Source organism: Paenibacillus sp. D2_2 (assembly GCF_031199965.1).
In the GTDB taxonomy this organism is placed as follows: Bacteria; Bacillota; Bacilli; order Paenibacillales; family Paenibacillaceae; genus Fontibacillus.
In genome coordinates this window covers 3068736-3088838 of sequence record NZ_CP133605.1, presented here as the reverse complement: position 1 = coordinate 3088838, position 20103 = coordinate 3068736, and the positions used below count along the sequence as shown (strand labels likewise).

The window sequence follows — 20103 nt, the reverse complement described above, 5'->3', positions numbered from 1 at the left end:
TGATTTTCATAATCAATGAATGAATCATTCATCACATAGTATTTTAAAGGGGAGAGTCATTATATGAAGAAGCTGTTTATTCCGTTAGTCCTTGTGTTGGTCCTAGCACTCAGCGCTTGCGGCGGGAATCAGGCGAACAATGCTGAGAATAAGGGGAATTCAACCGAGCCGTCTGCTGCAAATGCGGCAAATGCTGCGAATGAGGAATCCGGTACATTTACTTACCAATCTGAGAACGGTCCTGTTGAGGTTCCAAAGAATCCGCAGCGTGTAGTCGTTATTACAAGATTTCTTACCGGTAACGTGATGATACTCGGAGTACCGCTGGTTGGCGTAGATGAGATGTCTAAAGAAAACCCGAACTTCCAAGATAAGTTGAAGGATGTTGAGGCTGTAACCGATGAGAGTCTGGAGAAGATTATCGAACTGAACCCAGATCTGATTATTGGGCTGTCCGATATCAAGAATATAGACAAGCTGAAGAAGATTGCACCAACGGTTACTTATACGTATGGCAAGCTGGATTATCTTTCACAGCAACTGGAAATCGGCAAGCTGTTGAACAAGGAGAAGGAAGCACAAGCTTGGGTGGATGATTTCCAAGCCCGTACGAAGAAGGCTGGAGAAGAGATCAAGGCCAAGATCGGCGAGAATGCAACCGTATCGGTTATTGAGACATTCAATAAACAGCTCTATGTCTATGGCGATAACTTTGGCCGCGGTACGGAGATTCTCTATCAAGCGTTCGGTCTCTCCATGCCGGAAAAGGTTAAAGAAGCTACGCAGAAGGACGGTTACTTGGCTCTCTCGACCGAAGTACTCAAAGACTACCTTGGCGACTACGTTATTTTTAGCAAAAATGCGGATGAGGACAGCTCTTTCCAAAATACCGAAACCTACAAGAACCTGCCAGCGGTCAAGAACAACCATGTTTATGAAGCTGACGCCAAATCGTTCTACTTCAACGACCCGCTTAGCATGGAGTACCAGTTAGACTTCTTCATCAAGAGCTTTCTTGGGAAGTAAGGCTGTGAGAGAAACCCACGTTCGAACAGACATCACGTCTGATTGGACGTGGGTTTTTCTGTGCTTGGGTAAGGCGTACGGAGGCGGTTTCTGAGTTGATGGAGGAGATTCTCATATTGAACTAAAAACGATCGGACTCGTCTAATTGTTGGCTAACGGAAATAGGCTGGTGCGAACCCTCACATGGAGACACTGTTCGAGCCGGAAAGTCCTTTTGCAGTTTCTAACGAAACTACATATCGCTATTGACCCACATTTCGAGGGAAATAAACTTTAACGAAACTACATATCGCTATTTGGGTTGAATACTAGCTTAAAGTCACTAAATTGACTGAATAACGATACCCAGTTTCGTTAGAGTTGTTAATAGTCCTTTTTGGTGCAAATAGCGATACCACCTTAATAGTGCTGTCAGGCCGCAGACTAGGTCGTATTACAGCCTCTGCCGATCGAAGCTATCCCATCGTGTCCACTGATCAATTAGTGTGGTCTACTTTGTAGCCACCTCCCTTATTAATCTTCAGAATTAATTCGGATTTTTCCGAGCTTGATCTGAAGAAGTTTTCGCTATGATGATGAAAAATGGTGAGGGGGAGACGCTATGACTCCAAGTGTTAGTGAGTTGATTCAAGAAAAAGCTATGTTCTTTTATAAATTCCTACGTACTCCTGGACAGATTGGTAGTGTAACACCTAGCTCGAAATTTCTAGCTAGAGCCATGGTTGGTTCGGTTCCCTGGGTGAAGTCAACTGTATAGCGGAACTTGGCGCCGGAACAGGGGCCATTACGAGGTATATTCAAACGACGGCTAACGACAGTACCGGGTACTTTTGTTTGAGAAGGAACCTGCTCTTTACAGGGAATTAAGATATCAATATGCAGATTATGGAGTTTACAGGGATGCCTGTCGATTGCAATACGTTATGAGTCAGGAGAAGTTGGAGCAGCTTGATTGCATAATTAGTGGGCTTCCTTTTTTTAACTTTTCACAGACTGTGCGGGATCATCTGCTGAATGAGATATTCGCTTCCCTCAAGGACGGAGGAATGTTCATCGCTTTTCAATACTCTCGTCAAATGAAGAAGCAGCTTGCTTTGCGATTTGATATTGAAGAGATCAAGTTCGTCCCTCTTAATGTACCGCCGTCCTTTGTCTATGTGTGCAGGAAAAGGGGGATACGCTGATGTTACCGGCCCTTTCCTCTAAGTTAATGGAATATCGTCCTTTACTATGGATTCTGCTAATTCCCTTATTAAACATCTGTTATATGGTCTTAAATCATGAAGGCCCGCGCGTATATAATCTGATGACAGATATCGATGCACAGATTCCATTTGTTCCCGCATTTATAGTTCCTTATCTGTCCTGGTACCCATTTATCATTATTATGTTAATCGTTATTTTAGCGAATAGCAGAGAGACCTATTATCGAACTTTGATTGCTTTATGTCTCGGACTAATTACATCTTATTTCATCTATTACTTTTACCAAACAACAGTGTCTCGTCCGCTGATCACTGGGGAGGGGATTCTATATTCATTGGTGCGTTTTACTTATATAACAGATAATCCGTTTAATTGCTTTCCTAGCATTCATGTTTTAACGACGTATTTAGTTTGGAGGGGAGCACTGGAGCGTAACGGTATAAATATAGTCATGCGTTTCTTCACGAGTTTCATGTTCGTAGCTATCGTACTTTCAACACTGTTTGTAAAACAGCACTATTTACTAGATATCGCTGCTGCTATTTTAATTGCGGAAGTGCTCTATTTTATAATAGGAAAATGCTTGGCGGTTCGCTTGAAATCGGGAAAAATGATCAGTAACGAGCTCAATCCATAAAATCGGAGCTTGCTGAATTCTCTATAGAATAATAAACTGACCTTGTCATCTAGATTCATGTCATGTAAGGCATGAAGTAACCCTTGGGGGGCCAAATAATGAGCGTAAATATATTGGTTGTTGACGATGACCCGGAGATCCGCGATATTCTGCATATTTATCTCCGCAATGAAGGATATCATGTAATACAGGCTGAAGATGGGATGAAGGCGGTGGAGCTCTTGCAGCGAGAGCCAATTCATCTGATTATTCTGGATATAATGATGCCGCATATGGATGGTATTTCAGCTTGCCTGAAAATCAGGGAGAGCTCAGGGGTTCCCATTATTATGCTATCTGCAAAAGGAGAAGATCTCGACAAAATAACGGGTCTCTCTCTTGGTGGGGATGACTACATGACAAAGCCATTTAATCCGCTAGAGTTAATAGCTAGAATAAAGGCGCAATTAAGGCGTCAAAACTATACTGCTGTGACTACTGTATCGGCGAATGAGAGCGAGATTTGTATTGATGACCTCGTGATCAATAAGGACTATTATCTGGTAACGGTCAAGGGCAAGGAAGTATCATTAACGCCGATTGAGTTCTCGATCCTGGAACTGCTCGCCACTCATCGCGGGCAAGTGTTTAACATCGATAAAATTTATCAGAAAGTTTGGAAGGAACAACACGCATATTACTCCCAAAATACAGTTATGGTCCATATTCGTAACCTTAGAGAGAAGATCGAAGACAACCCAAGAAATCCTCAATATATTAAAACGGTATGGGGAGTGGGGTATCGGATTGATAAATAAGATATGGGTATTCATCAGCGGTAAGAAGAGCATTCGTGCCCAATTGATATGGGCGATTTTTCTGAGCTTCGTCGTAACAACAACTCTGATTTCATTTTTCCAGAATACCTTATCAAGTCTTATATTGTTTATAGCCATATTTATCGTTAGTTTTACTATCCTTACTCGACCCATTGTGAAATCTATCTGGCAAGTCTCGAATGGATTAATGGTTATCGCAAGTGGGGACTTGAATTACAGGCTCCCTGTATCGAGGCAGGATGAACTCGGGATCGTCTCCCAGAATGTAAATCATATGGCGGAGCAATTACAGGAGCAGGTAGAACGTGAACGACAGTTGGAGAGCTCTAGGATGGATTTAATCACAAGTGTATCGCATGATTTGAGGACTCCGCTGACTAGCATTATTGGATATCTGGATTTGCTTAAGAAGCAAGCGTTTCAGGACGAGAAGGAAGAGGCGCGTTATATAGACAATGCGTATAATAAAACCCAACAGCTCAAGCAGCTGATTGATGATCTGTTTGAATATACCCGACTATCCCATGGTGATGTTCAGCTGAATTTCCAAGAGGTAGACTTTCATAGTCTAATTGAGCAAATGGTTTCGGAATTTGAACCGGTTGCCAGAGAACAGGGGATTAATCTGATTCAAGAGCTAAGCCCTGGTTCGGTTATGATGAGTATAGATGTCGAGAAAATGGTTCGAGCTATCGACAACCTACTCATGAATGCTACGAAGTTCTCACTATTGCCTGGTGAAGTGAAGATCAGCCTTATTACTGGTGAGAAGTATGTACAACTATCGATCGAGAATCAAGGCCAACCGATAACCAAAGAGCAGGAAGAAATGCTATTTCAACGATTCTATAGGATGGAGCCTATGCAGAGCGATATGAACATGCCTCCTGGCTATGGACTAGGCCTATCGATTGCCAAAAATATTGTTGAACTGCATGGTGGCCGTATTTGGCTGGATCATCAGCAAGGGGATTACCGCTTCTGTATTGAAATGAAGAGGACGATTCACACAATGGAGTTTTAACCATGGGAAGTTAGAAAAAATCCTAGGCACCATCTTGGTACCTAGGATTTGTAGAATTTCTGGATTTATGCGTTAGGCTGTCGGTTTTCAGCACCGAGAGGGTTCAATTCAAGATTCGATGCCGAATTCACTTCTTGATTCACTTCGTGATCAAAACAGACCTAGCCGATAAATTCTTGTACCCAGTAGCCGTTATCGTAAGCTACACCAATCTTAGTGAAGTTCGAGTTCATAATATTTTGACGATGGCCTTCACTGTTCATCCAAGCGTTCATTACTTCTTGAGGTGTACGTTGGCCTTTTGCGATATTCTCACCAGCGTAGCTGTAGCTTACTCCAAATTGCTTCATCATATCAAATGGAGAGCCATAAGTTGGCGATTGGTGATCAAAGTAATTATTTTGGCGCATATCAGCTGCTTTGGCTGCAGCTACTTTTGTCAGATTATCTTGTGTAGTCAATGGCTTAAGGCCGGCCTTGCCACGTTCCTGATTTACTAAATTAACTACTTGCTCTGCGAAAGAAGCATTGTCCTTTTGATCGGATGATCCATTGTTATTATCGTTTGGAGTAGTTGGTTTAGTTGGCTCCGTTGGTGTTGTTGGTTTAGTTGGTTCTGTCGGCTTCGTAGGTTCAGTTGGTTTAGTTGGTGTTTCGCTATTATTGTTATTATCGGATGAACCCTGGTCTGGAGCCGTTGGCTTCTCACTTGGTGCAGTTGGCTTTTCTTGCTCTGGCTTATTAGGCAGTTGAAGATTAAGATTAGGAAGCTGGGATAGCAGCGACTTCAAATCGTCTAAAGAACCGCTCCAGTTCCATTGTAAAATCTTTTGTACCTGCTGTGTTTGTTGATTGCAATTTATATTAGGAGCTGCAGCTGCGTTCGCTTTTCCTCCATGTGGCAAGACGACTCCTGCAGCGATAACAGCCACTGCCATACTTCCTGTAAATAGAGATTTCAATTTTTTATTGTTCATTCTCTTGTTCCCTCCAAGTCAACTTATTAAGTTTGCGATTTAAAAATTACAACTCGGTAACAATGTTGTAACCTTTCGCAAATTCATTCTAACATGACTTGAAGGAAAAGAGGTCAGGTAAGTTATGGATGGGAGATTTTGTATTACGTTCGTGTTCTCGTTTCTCGTTTCAGAATGCTTTAAAGGCGACCCAGATGGCAAAGACCATAACGAAGATCCCACCAACCTTACACATAAAGTAATAAAAGTCGCTAGGTTCGGGTCATTGTACCAGAGTCGACGTGGCGAGAGATAAAACTGGATATCTTGAAATTTTTCATATCGATAGCTGCACCATCCATATATCAATAAAGCCAATGCTAGAAATAAAAACCCGGGAATCCCTCGAGTATAATGATATTCCGGGTAAGAGGCAGTTACAAGCATAGATGGGGTAAATTCATCTTCGCCTTCTTGGATCACTCTATGCCCATTTACGTATGCAAAGATTTCGACTACGAAATCACCTTTTTCATCGAAGCTCATTAAAAATCCAGATTGATCTTGTACTTCATATTTACGGCCATTCGGATATATCACGTCATATTTATTATTGTAAGGAGAATTGTCTTTTGTAATGTAATATTCCTGGTGATTAATAGTTACTGTATGCCCTTGATCATCAATGCTGACTTGAATAGGCGCTGCCGTTCTACTGTGATAAGTAACTAGATTGCCTTGCTCACTTGCGAACTTGTACTTGTTCTCATTCATATTGAAGATAGGCTCTGTGAAGTAAGGTCTAGACAATACAGCGACCATAATGGACACGATTATTACACTGGCAAAGAAAATGATAGTGGGTGAGAGGATCTTTTTGAGTTTCACCGCCATAGGGGGTAAGCGTCTTCCTTTCTGTGTTTTATTTTTTAATACGCTAATCAGGTGAACTTGGTTGCGATTGCTTATGAAGAATATGTAGGGACAAGCATTTTGGGGTCAAAAAGAAAACCGTTCCGAATCGTTGATGGAGAATTGCGTCACCATCTACAATTGGAACGGTTATTTGTTTTAAACAATCAGCCTTTGTGCAGAAAGCTGATTTTAACGTCTACCTCTGCCACCGCGGTTGCTTCCCGATGTGCTCTGGCGGTCGCTTCCTTGTCTGTTGCCTTGTCCGCTATTACGTCCTTCATTACCGCGACGTCCTTGGCGTCCAGAGTCTTGCTGCCCGGTACGGTTGGAGCGAGCTGAATCCCGGCCTCCTTGATTGGAGTTACGTCCGCGTGAGTTATCGCGCTCGCTAGAGCGAGCTGAATCCCGCCCTCCTTGACTGGAGCTGCGTCCACGCGAGTTGTCACGTTCGCTAGACCGTCCTGATCGTCCGGCGGAGCTGCGCTCACCATTACCTTGTCCTCGTCTTCCGCCGCGTCCAGTACCATATTCATCCGAACTGGCATTTCTACCGGAACGTGCGTTGTCCGTACGAAGGTCTCTTTTGCGAGAGCCCTTATCGACTGTAGAGCCTGGGCCTTCAATACGTTTCAGTCCAGATTCGGTAAGCTGCCGCTTTGGCAGGGTCATCTTAATGCCGCGTTCAATAGCTTCTAGGGCTCCACGGTCATGGGCTGTTACGAATGTGATCGCCACCCCGGTGTTGCCTGGCACGGCCTGTCCGTCCGATACGGTGGATGTAATATTCAGCATCGGCAGGTATGTCATAGTTGAACACATGTGTCACGCCTTCAATATCAAGCCCTCTTGCAGCCATATCGGTAGCAACCAGTATTTGCAGCTTTGCATCCCGGAATTTCTTCATGACCTGTTCACGCTTCGCCTGCGATAAATCGCCATGTAGCTCGTCCGAAGCGTAGCCTTGCTCCTGCAGTTCCTGATTCAATTTGCTGGCCCGTCGCTTGGTACGACAGAAGACGACTGCAAGATAAGGACGCTGTTGTTCGATAAGGGTACAGAGATCCTTGAATTTCGAGCGGTCTGTCACTTGGATAGCTATTTGCGAAATTTCAGTCAGCGTGATCTGTTGAGTAGGAATTTTCACTTCCTGCGGCTTTTGCATGTAAGCCTGTGCAAGCTGTCGAACCTGGAGCGGCATCGTCGCAGAGAAGAGCAGGGTCTGACGGCGTAGAGGAGTTTGCTCTACAATATTTTGAACCTCGGGAAGAAAGCCCATATGCAGCATTTGATCAGCTTCGTCAAGGACGAGCATTTTCAGCTTTCCGAAATGAATCGAGCCACGCCGCAGATGATCCAGCAAGCGGCCAGGAGTGGCGACAACGATATGAATTGCACCCTCCAGCTTGCGGAGTTGGCGTTCAACATCTTGGCCGCCGTAAGCGGCAAGAACACGTGCCCCAACCACTGAGGCAAGCTTCTTCAGCTCGCTAGTAATTTGAATGGCTAGCTCCCGAGTAGGAGTCAGAATCAGCCCTTGGACCTCTGGATTATTCACATTAATACATTCAAGCATCGGCAGGATAAATGCCAGCGTCTTGCCGGTGCCAGTCTGTGCTTCGCCAATAATATCATGTCCGGCTTGTATATAAGGGATCGCTTCCGCTTGGATCGGAGTTGGTGTTGTGATCCCCAGTTCTTGCAATTGCTGTACCAGCTCGGCACGAATGCCCAGCTTCTGGAATGATTTCGTCATGTAATTTGTTAAGCTCCTTATTATAAATTGCTTCTAATACCTTTAGCTATTGTAACATGAGCGGCGTGTGATACAAGAGCAGCACGGGGGTTGCTTTGAATATTGTGCGGAAAATCCGCCCAGTCTACTACTAATGGTCTCGATTTTCTTTACCAATGTTTTTTGTATCAAAATTTATGTTATGATAAAACGGTCCATTAGTTTAAACGATTAAACGATGAAGGGGTATTGTATATGGAAGACATAGAGGAGCTGGATAAAATAGCCGAGGAATTTCAAGAGTGTCAAGAAGTATTAACTGCGATTGGAGATAGAACAAGGCAATCTATCATTATCGCTCTAATGGCTACAAGATGTGAGGAGGGCATGCGTGTTGGTGAAATAACGCAAAGAACTCATTTATCACGGCCTGCAGTATCCCATCATTTGAAAATCTTAAAAGATGCAAAAGTCGTTAATCTTCACAGCAAGGGAACCAAAAATTATTATTATTTAGATCCAAATCAAAGTAAAATTATGCTGCTAAAAAATTTAGTTGAACATATTGAAGAATTTATGACGGATTATTGGCCTTCTCAGTCCAAGAACTAAAGCTTCTTAACATGAATCAGGACAAATAAGAATAGTAGATCCAATTGGTTCAACGGATTAAACCTATGAACTGGTTTTATAATAAAAAGTGATTATAGAGCTTCGTTTATACGAAGTGCTTTTATATAAAAATTACAAAGGAGTAAGTAACATGACACAAGACAATATTTTAGCTAATTCATTACAACTTCCTAATGGGGCGACCATTAAGAATCGATTTTATAAAGCTGCTATGAGCGAGAATTTTGCATCAAAAGATCATAAACCAACACAGTCTCTTATTACTTTATACGAAACATGGGCAAACGGTGGGGCAGGTCTTGTGGTGACAGGGAATGTCATGATTGATCGGAAAGCTCTTGGTGAACCAGGCAATGTCGTTGTAGAGGATGAAACTAACTTGGATATGCTAAAAAAATGGGCGACAGCCGGCACCAAAAACGGAACACATCTTTGGATGCAGTTGAATCATCCTGGGAAGCAGTCCCCTAAAACAGTATCTATACAACCATTAGCACCTAGTGCGATTCCCCTTACAGGAAATCTTAAAAATCTATTTAATCAACCACGTGCCCTTACTGAGTCAGAGATCAAAGATATAATTACACGGTTTGGAACTGCAGCTAAAATTGCAAAAAAGGCTGGTTTTACAGGGGTTCAAATCCATGCCGCCCATGGATATCTGATTAATCAGTTCTTATCTCCATATCATAATCAGCGTACGGATCAATGGGGAGGTAGCATAGAGAACCGTATGAGATTCCTGGTAGAGATTTATTATGCAATCCGAAATCAAGTGGGTGATAATTTTCCTATCGGCCTTAAATTAAACTCTGCAGATTTTCAACGGGGAGGGTTTACAGAAGAGGAATCCATGCAAGTACTTCAAAAAACATCTGAAATTGGTATAGATCTTATCGAAATTTCAGGAGGAAACTATGAGAATCCCAAGATGTTCATAGCAGATGCCAGTGATCGAACTAAAAAGCGCGAAGCCTATTTCTTGGATTATGCTGCTAAGGCGAGACAATTAATTTCTGTTCCATTGGTAGTCACAGGAGGTTTTAAATCTGAAGAAGGAATGACAGAGGCTATTGCGAGTGGTGCAATTGATATGGTAGGGATAGGAAAAGCATTTACACTAGTGCCCGATCTGCCAAACCAAATTTTCCAAGGTAAATATAATACGGTACAGATTCAACCAATCCGGACAGGGGTGAAATGGGTTGATTCTAAGGCAGCGATGCTAGAAATCGGTTGGTATGAACAGCAGTTAGAAAGAATAAGCAAAGGCAAACGTCCAAATCCCGATTACAGTGTTTGGCTGTCTTTAATTAAATATTTTATGGCAAATGGTTTTTCTGCGTTCCAAAAAAGAAGAGGGTAATACTCTTTTTATGGACTGTGTAGAATGAGCCATAGTACTTCTAAAATAATAGAACTAAGGGAATGAATAGCTCAAGCATCCATACCTTTAGTTCTATTTTGTGTACATCGTTTGATTATTTTGTGTTTCTACTCCACATGAGGCACGGTAACTGCTGGATCTACATCAGCTTCATAGTCAACACCATCTACCTCGAAGCCGAATAACTGGAAGAATTCCTGGCGGTAGCCGAAGAGATCGGTTAGATCGTAGACGTTGTCAGTATCCATCTGCTCCCACAGTTTCGTAACCTCTACTTGAACATCCTCGCGCATTTCCCAATCATCAATACGGATTCGCCCTTCTTCATCGACAGGGACGACATCCGGGCCATATAACCGCTCAGAGAACAAACGATACATCTGTTCGATTGTTCCTTCATGAATTCCCTTTGCTTTCATAACTTTATATAAGGTGGACATATAGAGGGGCACGACTGGGATTGCAGAACTGGACTGGGTCACAAGTGCCTTACTGACGATGACATGAGCGTGGCCCCCGTTAGCACTCAAGCGTTGATCCAGTTCGCATGCCGTACGCTCAAGATCATCTTTCGCTTGACCAATCGTACCATCACGATAGATAGGCAGAGTAATGTCCGAGCCAATATAGGAGAAGGCGATCGTCATCGCATTATCTGCGATGACACCGGCTTCTGAAAGTGTATGGATCCATAACTTCCAATCTTCACCGCCCATGACAGCGACGGTATCATTGATTTCTTGATCTGTCGCAGGTTCCAACGTGACTGAGCTGACTTCGCCTGTATGGAAGTTAACAGTCTTATTCGTATACGGCTGACCGATTGGTTTCAACGTAGAATTGAATGTTTCACCTGTTCGAGGATCTGTGCGGCGTGCCGTCGCAACGCTGTAAATTACCATATCAACCTTGCCGAGCTTCTCGGCAATGACTTTCGCCGTTTTCTCTTTGATCTCATCTGTAAAAGCATCGCCTGTAACGCTGTAAGATTTCAGACCAGCTGACTCAGCAGCCTGTTCAAAGGCAGCGGAATTGTACCAGCCTGCGGAAGCGGTCCGCGTTGCTGTCGCTGCACTTGGGCGATACACGCCGATCGTATTCGCTCCCGCTCCGAAAGCTGCTACTACTCGTGAAGCCAGTCCATAACCGGTAGAAGCTCCGATCACGAGTACATTTTTTGGTCCATGTATTGTCGGTTGCTTGGAGACGTAATCAATTTGATTCTGTACCTGCTTGGCACATCCTATTGGATGAGTGGTCGTACAGATGAAACCACGGGTTCTTGGTTTAATAATCATGAAATGGTGTCTTTCCTTTCATTCTAAAATTACTGATTAACGAAGTTGATTTCAAGTAGTTGAGGATCGATAACCTCTTCAAATCTAATAGTTTAAAATTACTTTAATCTATACTATTGTACCCGTAGAATCGAAAATGAAAAAGGGGCAGGTTAAAATGCTCAAGCTTTGATTCATGTAATAAGCTAGAATATAGTGGAGAAATGTAATAACGACTAGGAGGAAATAATCATGCGGGTTGGTATTATTGGACTTGGCGACATTGCCAAGAAGGCATATTTACCGGTCATGACGGATAGAGAAGATATCGAATTGGTGCTGTGTACAAGAAATGTCCATACTTTGAATCATCTACAGGCTAAATATCGGATTGCTGAAACGATGGGAAGTGTTGAACAATTAATCGCGTCCGGAATTCAGGCGGCTTTCATACATACTTCGACGGAAACGCACGCCCAAATTGCAGAACAATTGATCAATAACGGAATTCATGTGTTCATTGATAAGCCAATTTCTTATTACTACACAGAATGCGAGAGAATCGCCAAGCTGGCTGAGCAGAAGCAGGTGCTGCTGATGGTAGGATTTAATCGCCGCTTTGCACCAATGATCGCTTCTTTGAAAAATCACACAGCTCCGCGAATGATCATGCTACAGAAGAATCGTATTTCATTACCTGACATGGCGCGACGATTTATTTTTGACGACTTCATTCATGTGGTTGATACGCTGCGTTTTTTGGCTCCGAGTGAAGTGAAGCAGATTAAAGTCTCACCTTATATTCATGAAGGAAAGCTCTATCATATTACACTGCAGCTGGAAGGTGACGGGTTTACTTGCATAGGGGTAATGAACCGTGACTCCGGTGCTAATGAAGAGATTCTTGAGGTGATGAACCCCGGTAATAAATGGCTTATTGAAGGTCTGAATACGACGATTCACTGGACCGGCGGCGAGGAGAAGCATGTGAAGTTCAAGGATTGGGATCCGGTGTTATACCGGAGAGGATTCTCCGATATGACAGATCATTTCTTGAGTTGCGTACGCGAGGGTAAACTGCCGTCGATTACTATAACGGACGCGCTGGAGAGTCATCACATTTGCGAATTGATCGTTCAAGAAGTTGAGAAACTTGGGGCTCTGACCTGGGAATCTAGATAAAATACTTGATGCATGAAACCAATTTCCATTTTATACGTTATAACAATCAAGAATTACAATTATGATTTGAAAGGGTCATCGGATGAAGCGTTTGATCTATATTGCTTTAATAGCAGCGATGGTGCTAATCGCCGCGAGCTGGGCGGGTAATCTCGTCTATTATCAACATTCGCAATTGCCAAGGACGATGTTTCTGAAGCACCATATAGAGGCTGTCCGAGCTTCTGGATATGGCTTCGAGTTATTTTATCTAGAAAATAAACAAGAGACGCGGAAACTGAATCGGATTTTGATTCCTGAACTGCCAAATGCCAAGATTACACCAATGCCTGATCGAAATCGCTATACCCATCAAGCGATGGGCTCTATGACGGTTCAAATTACGGATCTTGATGCATCGGAAGAGCAGACTGGCGACGGAGAAACTATCATCATTCATACGGTACAAGGTTATTTCTCGGATGGTTCTATTGAGAATATGGACATTGGTGAAGTCCGATTGTACACATTGCCTACGGATAACCAGGAGAGTACATTTTCAAGTAATAGATCAAGTGCCTCCTCGAATGGAACGGGACAAAACACTTTTATGGCTTTGAAAAAATTCCAGCTAATCGGAATTACATCAGCTTATCTTAATGAGCTCGGGGATAACTTTTCATTATCTATAGCTATCGGACGCAAGCTGCCGACAGAAAGCGATATCGCCTCGTATCAATCCGTTGAAGAGACTCCGTTGAATGCTATCTCATATCCGATTTCCATCAATAAAGACGAAGAATTTTCGCTTAGATATCGTTTTAACCAACCACTAACAAATTCATCTTCCGGTTTCGCAGATATATATCAGTTATTGATTCAACTTAACTTTAAGCCGGAAAATGGGAAGAACGCCGTCTATTCAATCATGATTCCCCAAAACTCAGACTTGTCAGAGCATGATGTAAAGAGGATTGTGGCAGCCGCGAGGGGGAACAGTGAATGAGATCACTATTTTACAGGATTGGTTATGGTCTCATCTTCGTCATATTTGATATTCGGTTTCTCTCTGATCTTGACATACTTCCTGATTTCATCGGATATCTATTAATCATGTCGGCCTTGGTCAGTTTGCGTCGGCAAGCGCCTGGTTTCCGTATCGGGATGTGGGCGGCAGGAGTATTAAGCCTGCTATCTCTTCCGCAAATACTTTATCCTATCAGAATCCATCTTAGCGAAGTAGATATCGGCATGATTACTAACGGGGAGTATGCAGTTATACTGATTCAAGGTTTGCTACAGCTACTCATGCTAACTTCGATTTATATAGGGGCTCATTATCTGCTAGTTATGAGAGGACTCCATGATATGGCTAGGTCCCTTACGGCTCGGTGGGTATTCTATTTCATCTGTGCGACGTACTTACTGATTGTGTACCCATTTGCTATAAATTCAGATGTTTCTAACGAATTATTGGTGGGGATGGTTGTTTCACTTATCAGCATATTTACGCTTATTCTCTCATTCCGTTCGATTGGACGAGAGCTATACAAGACTCTGGATCAGGAAGCTTGATCGTTAATCTATTTGTATTTTTCTTTATTATCAATTTTATCTTCAGAGAGGGGGATGTGTATGTTTGAGGATATGAACGAACGGCTTGCTGCAGTAAAAGAAAAGGCACGGGGGATGGAAAAGTGGGAAGCGAGACTTCATCAGCTGAAGGAAGAACTTGCAGAGCTTGAACGTAAAAGGGATCAATCCCGCAGGAGGCTGGCTTCCGAGGAGAAGGATGTTGAGCGCTTGAGCGGGGTGTCAATATCCGGTTTCATCTATTCCCTCCTTGGCAAGAAACTGGAGAAGCTTGATCAGGAGCAACGTGAAGCGCTGGAGGCGAAGATAAAATACGAGCATGCTGAAAGAGCGGTTCAGGATGTGCAGCAGCAAATAGACCAAGTACAACAGCGGCTACGCGAGGCCCGCGATTCGAAAGCGGATTATGAGCAAATGTTCCATGAGAAGGAACGGAGTATTCTTCACAGTAACATAGAGCTGAGAGAACTGGCAGACCGTCTGGCTGAACTGACGGTACAGAATAAAGAACTGGAAGAAGCGCTGAATGCGGGAATAAGTGTCCAGGAAGATTTAAGTCTGGCGGAAGAAAGTCTGAACTCGGCCAGAAACTGGGGGACCTACGATATGCTGGGCGGAGGTATGATATCGACTCATATCAAGCACAATCGCATTGATGAGGCTATGGAGCATGTTTATAGAGCGGAGAATAATTTACAACGTTTTAAGAAGGAATTGCAAGATGTAGGGGATACATTTTCTATCGATATGAAGATTGATGGATTTCTTACATTCACGGATTATTTCTTTGATAATATGATTACGGATTGGTTTGTTCAGGGACGGATCAAAGAGATGTCGAATGATGTCGTCACCAAAGCATCTGAAGTAGATCGGCTTATGGATCAATTGGCTAACTCGAAGCGACAAGCCGAGCAACAATTTGATGTATTACACAGGCAATATGTGCAGATGGTTGAGACTTATCACTAGTGGATTGTAAATGATTCATAGAGACTGCGAACGTATGAAGTAGATACGTTCGCAGTTTTTTTTTATTTTATCTTTTCCTCATGAAGAGGCAATCTTCACAAAAAATCAGTTTGCCCGATTTTATGGACCGATGGTACACTGTAACGCGGACAGTATATCAATGAACAGGAGTGTTCTCTCGTGTCAAAGATTCGCAGATTTTATCTCAATCATCTGAAACGGAAAATGTTCAATAAGATTGTTCTCTTGTATTCGGCTGTTATGATGGTACTGTTTGTAACGGCGGCGGTAATGGTGTACGAGTACCAGATGCAGCGAATTATCCGCGAAGAGACAGAAGCCAATATGAAGACGGCGCAGGTTCTGAGCCTCTATCTCAATCGGCAGTATGAGAATATCCAGAATACCATTCAGCAGATATACGGAGACGCGACATTAAGCGATGATCTTGTTTATTTTCTGAATCATCCTTATGAGAGTTATTTGGGTTATCGTCTTAATCAATTTACCAAGACCAATGAACGTCTTCGATCTTACAGTACTTTGGTCAAGAACTATATGGAGCAAGATCCGGCAGCAAAGAGAGTGTCTATTTACAGTTATCCACGTAAATTCGGCATGAATTTCGAAAGAGACAATCAGCAGCTCCAATATGAAAACGATTCCGAGGAGTCATGGAACAGTTGGCTAATGATGCGCCGCTCCCATGCTTGGGATACGGTAAGCAATGACTCTGATGATAATGCCTCACCTGATGCATCTTCTGCGCAGGTGTACTCGTACTCACGTGAGCTTCAAGATCCATGGACATTGGACAGAATCGGGCTACTTATCGTTGATTTTGATAGCAAGCAGCTTGCGAATTGGTTAAGTAACCGGGTTCCCGCTACTCACGGGCAGGTGCTGGTGATGACGTCGCAGGGCAAGGTGCTGTATGACTCAACAGGGGAATATGTCGGCGGGATTATCCCTACCGTTATGAATTGAATACGTCTGGTAAGTGGGCCCAATTAGATGAACCCTCCAAGGTTAATGTTCTCGATACCGGGAATGCGGGGCTATCCGTCGTAGGGATCGTGTCCAAATCGACGATTGAGGCTAGCGCAGGCAGTCTCAGAAATACGCTGATACTCATTACATTATTGTTCTTTGTCGCTAGCTTCGTGTTAACTTCAACGGTGATGAGAAAATATTCCAAGAAGATCCGTAGAATTATTGTGTCCATGAGCCGCATTGGAGAAGGAGATTTATCAACGCGGATTCAAATGCCGGGAGAGGATGAGCTACAGCAAATTTCACAAAGATTCAATGATATGTGTGAGAGGTTAGAGCAATACATAGATAAAATGTATACCTCTGAAATAAAACAGAAGCATGCTGAGCTGGTAGCTCTGCAATCACAGATTAATCCTCATTTTCTATACAATACCCTTGAATCGATTCGAATGAAGGCATATTCGGAGGGGGCTCGGGATGTCGGTAAGATGGTGTACAGCCTCTCTGTGATGTTCAAGGGCATGGTGAAGAAGGATACAGTCATCACGATCAAAGAAGAAATTGAGATGTGCGCTATTTATCTTGACTTGCTGCAAATCCGCTATGAGGGTCGGATAGAGGTTGCAATAGAGGTGGAGCCCGCTATTAGTGGCTGCAGTATTATAAAATTACTTGTTCAGCCGATTGTAGAGAACTACATCGTGCACGGATTCCGTTCCCTCGAAGATGATAATCAGGTGAGGATCTCTGCAATACGAGAAGGGGAGCGGGTAGTTATTACCGTGAAGGACAACGGCAACGGGATTCCGGCTGAGCGTATGCAAGAAATCGACAAGATGCTATCTGGTTCTTCTCATCTATCCTCCAATCTAATGGAGAAGAGCAGCCCTTCCATCGGCCTGATTAATGTGCATGACAGAATTCGAATGAACTATGGTGAGGATTATGGCTTAACCGTACTTAGTGAGCCTGGAGAAGGTACGGAGGTTCGAATGGAAATACCTATGCTGAGAGAGGGGATACTGTGATGAAAAAGGTATTTTTTGTTGATGATGAACCATTGATTGCCCAAGGTCTACGCTCTATTACGGATTGGCAGCAATACGGCATTGAAATTACCGGGTCTGCAAATGATGGAGAGACGGCGTTGCAACGGATCCAGGAGGAACCGGTGGACCTATTGATTACCGACATTATGATGCCGCGTATGAACGGCTTGGAGCTGATTCGCAGGGTCAAGCAGATTCATCCACGGACCCGCTTTATTGTATTGAGTGGTTATGAGGAATTCGAGTATGTGAAAGTGGGGATTAAGCTCGGTATTGAGAACTACATATTGAAGCCGATTAACATCGATGAACTAGAATCGACAATCAGACATATTCGCGGTGATTGGGAGCGGGAAGAGCTTAATCAGTTCCGTTATGAGGAAGATTGGCGGGTGCTACGCAGCAATATTCTGCAGCGCTGGGTTCTGGGTGAAATTGAAGGCCAGGAGTTCAAGCACCGTGCTGAATTGTTAGGAATACCGTTGAATTATAAATATGTTCAATCTCTGGTGTTCCGCATTATTTCGGAGGAGAAGCCGATCTCTCGGCTGTACCTGGTTGCATGGTCTGAGCGAGGAATGCAGCGCTATCGCACGGGAAGCTATCGAGGCAGAGGATGAAGTAATCTGCTTCCCAGATGCGGACGAAGATCTAGTAATGTTATATGTCTCTGATGATCCAGAGCATCATCACTCCATACTGGAGAATGCTCCGGTAACGGCGAAGAGAATCTCTGAGCTGACTGGATTGCCGGTGTGGGCGATCAGTAGTGTAGTCAGCAGCGATTTCCACGGGGTTCAGGACAGTTATAAGCAAGTCAAGCAGGTGTTCCAGCAATGCTTTATCTCTGGTCAGGACAGAACAGTATATATGGATGGTCCGTCGACGAAAGTGGAGAGTCCTAAGCCAGTAATATGGGATCAGGAGAAGTATATTAGACTGCTGATCGAAGGGAAGCAAGAGCCAGTTATAGAATTTATTGAAGCAGTACTCCCGGGACAGTTCAAGAATAATACCATCCCAAGAAGAGAGTGTATTAATATGGCGAGTCAGCTCATGCTGATTGCGAAGGATATGGAGGATCGCCCTGATTATAGCGAAGTATTTGCACCACTTGCCAGAATGAACACGATGTACGGTTTGATCCGGCATGTAGTCGCGGTTGTTCAGCGCAGCTTAGGTAACAGAAATACGGTTCAGCAAGAGTATAGCGGCCATGTGACTATTTTGATCGAGCAGGTAAAGGAGCATTATGCTGAGGAATTATCGCTCAAAACGTTGAGCCAGAAGTTGGATTTGCATCCGAATTATTTAGGCCAGTTGTTCCAACAGGAGGTGGGTCTCAGCTTCTCCGACTATGTGAATCAATACCGGATTGAGAAAGCGACGCAATTGTTAATTCATACAGACCAGAAGACGGCGGAGATCGCAATTAGCGTAGGCTATACTGATACGTCTTATTTCTATCGTCAATTCAAGAAATATGCCGGGGTCTCTCCGACAGAATTAAGACATATGTACACGAAGTAAATGTCTATGAAGTGAGCTAAGGACCGTCCGTGTATGCGGGCGGTTCTTTAATTTTGTACATATATCTTTAATTTGTACATCTGATTCGAGCATTTTTCAACTTGTTGCAGGTAGCGCTTTCTTGGGAAAATAGAAGCAGTTAGAAGATGCTAGATTCCATATTCCATCCAAGCGGGCTTTTAGGCACCATGAGGATGACAGCAGTAAAGGGGAGAGAATCATGGTAGCATTTTTAAAGAAAGTAGTTAGAAATAGGGCTTTGCTGATCATGATTTTGCCGGGAACAATTTGGTTTTTAGTTTTTGCCTACTTGCCTATGTTCGGTACGGTTCTTGCGTTCAAGGATTTCCGAATTAGCCGCGATGGTTTCTTTGCCAGCGTGATTAACAGTGAGTGGGTCGGTTTCAAGAATTTCGAGTATCTATTCTCAACGAACGACGCTTACATCATTACGAGGAACACCATCTTGTATAACCTGTGCTTCATTATTCTGGGGCTTATCATTGCGGTAGCCTTTGCGATTATGCTGAGTGAATTGGTGAATAAGAAAATGGCGAAGGTGTATCAGACAGGGATGTTCCTGCCGCACTTTCTATCCTGGGTTATTATCAGTTATTTCGCCTTTACTTTCCTGAGCATGGATAAGGGCTCATTGAATCACATTATTACACTCTTCGGCGGAGATAAGATAAGCTGGTATTCCGAACCGAAGTATTGGCCATTCATTCTGGTCCTTGTTGGGATTTGGAAAGGGGTTGGCTACAATAGCGTAGTCTATCTGGCTTCTCTTACAGGTATTGATAAATCCTACTATGAAGCAGCGGTTATCGACGGAGCTACGAAATGGAAACAAATCCGCTATATCACAATACCACTGCTCAAACCGTTAATGATTATTTTGACGATACTGGCGATCGGCGGGATTTTCCGTTCGGACTTCGGTCTGTTCTATCAATTGCCAAAAGATTCGGGTGCTTTGTATCCAGTAACCAACGTTATCGATACATTCGTATATCGCGGCTTGATCAACATGGGTGATATCGGGATGAGTACGGCAGCGGGTCTGTATCAATCGCTCGTTGGCTTGGTACTAATTCTACTCGCGAACTATATCGTCAGAAAAATCGAAAGAGATCATGCGATCTTCTAATTTAACGGAGGTGCTATTATGCCACAAGTTACGACCCAGCC

At 43.4% G+C, this 20103-nt stretch carries 20 protein-coding genes and 1 pseudogene; 16 read left to right on the top strand and 5 right to left on the bottom strand.

Annotation, left to right across the window (positions count from 1 at the left end):
- The first annotated feature begins 63 nt into the window (after positions 1-63).
- The 5 genes and pseudogenes from RE628_RS15720 (at position 64) to RE628_RS15700 (ending at position 4711) form a co-directional block, all read left to right on the top strand.
- Positions 64-1026 (top strand): iron-hydroxamate ABC transporter substrate-binding protein, encoded by a 963-nt coding sequence (locus RE628_RS15720; RefSeq protein ID WP_309153970.1) that lies wholly within the window; start codon positions 64-66, stop codon positions 1024-1026.
- Between the two features lie 601 nt (positions 1027-1627).
- Positions 1628-2210, top strand: a pseudogene (locus RE628_RS15715) (class I SAM-dependent methyltransferase).
- Positions 2211-2236: 26 nt separating this feature from the next.
- On the top strand, positions 2237-2869 hold the full coding sequence (locus tag RE628_RS15710) for a phosphatase PAP2 family protein (RefSeq protein WP_309153969.1): 633 nt from the start codon (positions 2237-2239) through the stop codon (positions 2867-2869).
- 98 nt (positions 2870-2967) lie between these two features.
- Positions 2968-3666, top strand: a complete 699-nt coding sequence (locus RE628_RS15705; protein ID WP_309153968.1) for a response regulator — start codon at positions 2968-2970, stop codon at positions 3664-3666.
- Positions 3656-4711: a HAMP domain-containing sensor histidine kinase gene (locus RE628_RS15700; RefSeq protein WP_309153967.1), complete on the top strand. Its 1056-nt coding sequence runs from the start codon at positions 3656-3658 to the stop codon at positions 4709-4711. Before RE628_RS15705 ends, RE628_RS15700 begins: the two co-directional genes overlap by 11 nt.
- Positions 4712-4872: 161 nt before the next feature.
- Here the strand turns inward: RE628_RS15700 and RE628_RS15695 are convergent, their stop codons facing one another.
- The 4 genes from RE628_RS15695 to RE628_RS15680 all read right to left on the bottom strand — a co-directional run bounded on the left by RE628_RS15695 (position 4873) and on the right by RE628_RS15680 (position 8335).
- On the bottom strand, positions 4873-5688 hold the full coding sequence (locus RE628_RS15695) for a CAP domain-containing protein (protein ID WP_309153966.1): 816 nt from the start codon (positions 5686-5688) through the stop codon (positions 4873-4875).
- Positions 5689-5857: 169 nt separating this feature from the next.
- A complete protein-coding gene (locus RE628_RS29680) occupies positions 5858-5923 on the bottom strand; it encodes a hypothetical protein (RefSeq protein WP_375143118.1) in 66 nt (21 codons plus the stop codon).
- A gap of 823 nt (positions 5924-6746) precedes the next feature.
- Entirely contained in the window at positions 6747-7127 is a 381-nt protein-coding gene (locus RE628_RS15685; protein ID WP_309153964.1) for a hypothetical protein, read from the bottom strand.
- A gap of 161 nt (positions 7128-7288) precedes the next feature.
- Positions 7289-8335, bottom strand: coding sequence for a DEAD/DEAH box helicase (locus RE628_RS15680; protein WP_309153963.1), 1047 nt, complete (start codon positions 8333-8335; stop codon positions 7289-7291).
- A 234-nt stretch (positions 8336-8569) separates the two neighbouring features.
- On the opposite strand from RE628_RS15680, the gene RE628_RS15675 reads away from it, so the two are divergent.
- A complete protein-coding gene (locus tag RE628_RS15675; RefSeq protein ID WP_309153962.1) occupies positions 8570-8926 on the top strand; it encodes an ArsR/SmtB family transcription factor in 357 nt (118 codons plus the stop codon).
- A gap of 151 nt (positions 8927-9077) precedes the next feature.
- On the top strand, positions 9078-10313 hold the full coding sequence (locus tag RE628_RS15670) for an NADH:flavin oxidoreductase/NADH oxidase family protein (protein WP_309153961.1): 1236 nt from the start codon (positions 9078-9080) through the stop codon (positions 10311-10313).
- A 128-nt stretch (positions 10314-10441) separates the two neighbouring features.
- Here RE628_RS15670 and fabV read toward each other — a convergent pair whose 3' ends face one another.
- Entirely contained in the window at positions 10442-11632 is a 1191-nt protein-coding gene (gene fabV, locus RE628_RS15665) for an enoyl-ACP reductase FabV (protein ID WP_309153960.1), read from the bottom strand.
- Between the two features lie 231 nt (positions 11633-11863).
- Between fabV and RE628_RS15660 the strand changes: the two genes are divergently transcribed.
- The 9 genes from RE628_RS15660 (at position 11864) to RE628_RS15620 (ending at position 20062) form a co-directional block, all read left to right on the top strand.
- Positions 11864-12793 carry a Gfo/Idh/MocA family protein gene (locus tag RE628_RS15660; protein WP_309153959.1) on the top strand — a complete coding sequence of 310 codons (930 nt, stop codon included), beginning with the start codon at positions 11864-11866 and terminating at the stop codon, positions 12791-12793.
- A gap of 82 nt (positions 12794-12875) precedes the next feature.
- On the top strand, positions 12876-13778 hold the full coding sequence (locus RE628_RS15655; RefSeq protein ID WP_309153958.1) for a hypothetical protein: 903 nt from the start codon (positions 12876-12878) through the stop codon (positions 13776-13778).
- Entirely contained in the window at positions 13775-14347 is a 573-nt protein-coding gene (locus RE628_RS15650) for a hypothetical protein (protein WP_309153957.1), read from the top strand. The genes RE628_RS15655 and RE628_RS15650 overlap by 4 nt, the downstream gene beginning before the upstream one ends.
- Before the next feature lie 60 nt (positions 14348-14407).
- Positions 14408-15337, top strand: a complete 930-nt coding sequence (locus RE628_RS15645) for a hypothetical protein (RefSeq protein ID WP_309153956.1) — start codon at positions 14408-14410, stop codon at positions 15335-15337.
- Between the two features lie 180 nt (positions 15338-15517).
- Positions 15518-16324 (top strand): cache domain-containing protein, encoded by an 807-nt coding sequence (locus RE628_RS15640; RefSeq protein ID WP_309153955.1) that lies wholly within the window; start codon positions 15518-15520, stop codon positions 16322-16324.
- Positions 16321-17361 (top strand): sensor histidine kinase, encoded by a 1041-nt coding sequence (locus RE628_RS15635; protein WP_309153954.1) that lies wholly within the window; start codon positions 16321-16323, stop codon positions 17359-17361. Before RE628_RS15640 ends, RE628_RS15635 begins: the two co-directional genes overlap by 4 nt.
- Positions 17361-18002: a response regulator gene (locus RE628_RS15630; RefSeq protein ID WP_309153953.1), complete on the top strand. Its 642-nt coding sequence runs from the start codon at positions 17361-17363 to the stop codon at positions 18000-18002. The genes RE628_RS15635 and RE628_RS15630 overlap by 1 nt, the downstream gene beginning before the upstream one ends.
- On the top strand, positions 17941-18912 hold the full coding sequence (locus tag RE628_RS15625) for a helix-turn-helix domain-containing protein (RefSeq protein ID WP_309153952.1): 972 nt from the start codon (positions 17941-17943) through the stop codon (positions 18910-18912). The genes RE628_RS15630 and RE628_RS15625 overlap by 62 nt, the downstream gene beginning before the upstream one ends.
- A gap of 220 nt (positions 18913-19132) precedes the next feature.
- Complete coding sequence (locus RE628_RS15620; protein WP_309153951.1) at positions 19133-20062, top strand: ABC transporter permease; 930 nt, start codon at positions 19133-19135, stop codon at positions 20060-20062.
- The last annotated feature ends 41 nt before the right edge of the window (positions 20063-20103 follow it).

Bases quoted from the DNA above. Each gene is read 5' to 3' on its own strand.
- RE628_RS15720 (WP_309153970.1), top strand. From the start codon at position 64: ATGAAGAAGCTGTTTATTCCGTTAGTCCTTGTGTTGGTCCTAGCACTC.
- RE628_RS15645 (WP_309153956.1), top strand. From the start codon at position 14,408: ATGTTTGAGGATATGAACGAACGGCTTGCTGCAGTAAAAGAAAAGGCA.
- RE628_RS15655 (WP_309153958.1), top strand. From the start codon at position 12,876: ATGAAGCGTTTGATCTATATTGCTTTAATAGCAGCGATGGTGCTAATC.
- RE628_RS15685 (WP_309153964.1), bottom strand. From the start codon at position 7,127: ATGCCAGTTCGGATGAATATGGTACTGGACGCGGCGGAAGACGAGGAC.
- RE628_RS15620 (WP_309153951.1), top strand. From the start codon at position 19,133: ATGGTAGCATTTTTAAAGAAAGTAGTTAGAAATAGGGCTTTGCTGATC.
- RE628_RS15675 (WP_309153962.1), top strand. From the start codon at position 8,570: ATGGAAGACATAGAGGAGCTGGATAAAATAGCCGAGGAATTTCAAGAG.
- RE628_RS15695 (WP_309153966.1), bottom strand. From the start codon at position 5,688: ATGAACAATAAAAAATTGAAATCTCTATTTACAGGAAGTATGGCAGTG.
- RE628_RS15670 (WP_309153961.1), top strand. From the start codon at position 9,078: ATGACACAAGACAATATTTTAGCTAATTCATTACAACTTCCTAATGGG.
- RE628_RS15630 (WP_309153953.1), top strand. From the start codon at position 17,361: ATGAAAAAGGTATTTTTTGTTGATGATGAACCATTGATTGCCCAAGGT.
- RE628_RS15680 (WP_309153963.1), bottom strand. From the start codon at position 8,335: ATGACGAAATCATTCCAGAAGCTGGGCATTCGTGCCGAGCTGGTACAG.
- RE628_RS15660 (WP_309153959.1), top strand. From the start codon at position 11,864: ATGCGGGTTGGTATTATTGGACTTGGCGACATTGCCAAGAAGGCATAT.
- RE628_RS15710 (WP_309153969.1), top strand. From the start codon at position 2,237: ATGGAATATCGTCCTTTACTATGGATTCTGCTAATTCCCTTATTAAAC.
- RE628_RS15705 (WP_309153968.1), top strand. From the start codon at position 2,968: ATGAGCGTAAATATATTGGTTGTTGACGATGACCCGGAGATCCGCGAT.
- fabV (WP_309153960.1), bottom strand. From the start codon at position 11,632: ATGATTATTAAACCAAGAACCCGTGGTTTCATCTGTACGACCACTCAT.
- RE628_RS15650 (WP_309153957.1), top strand. From the start codon at position 13,775: ATGAGATCACTATTTTACAGGATTGGTTATGGTCTCATCTTCGTCATA.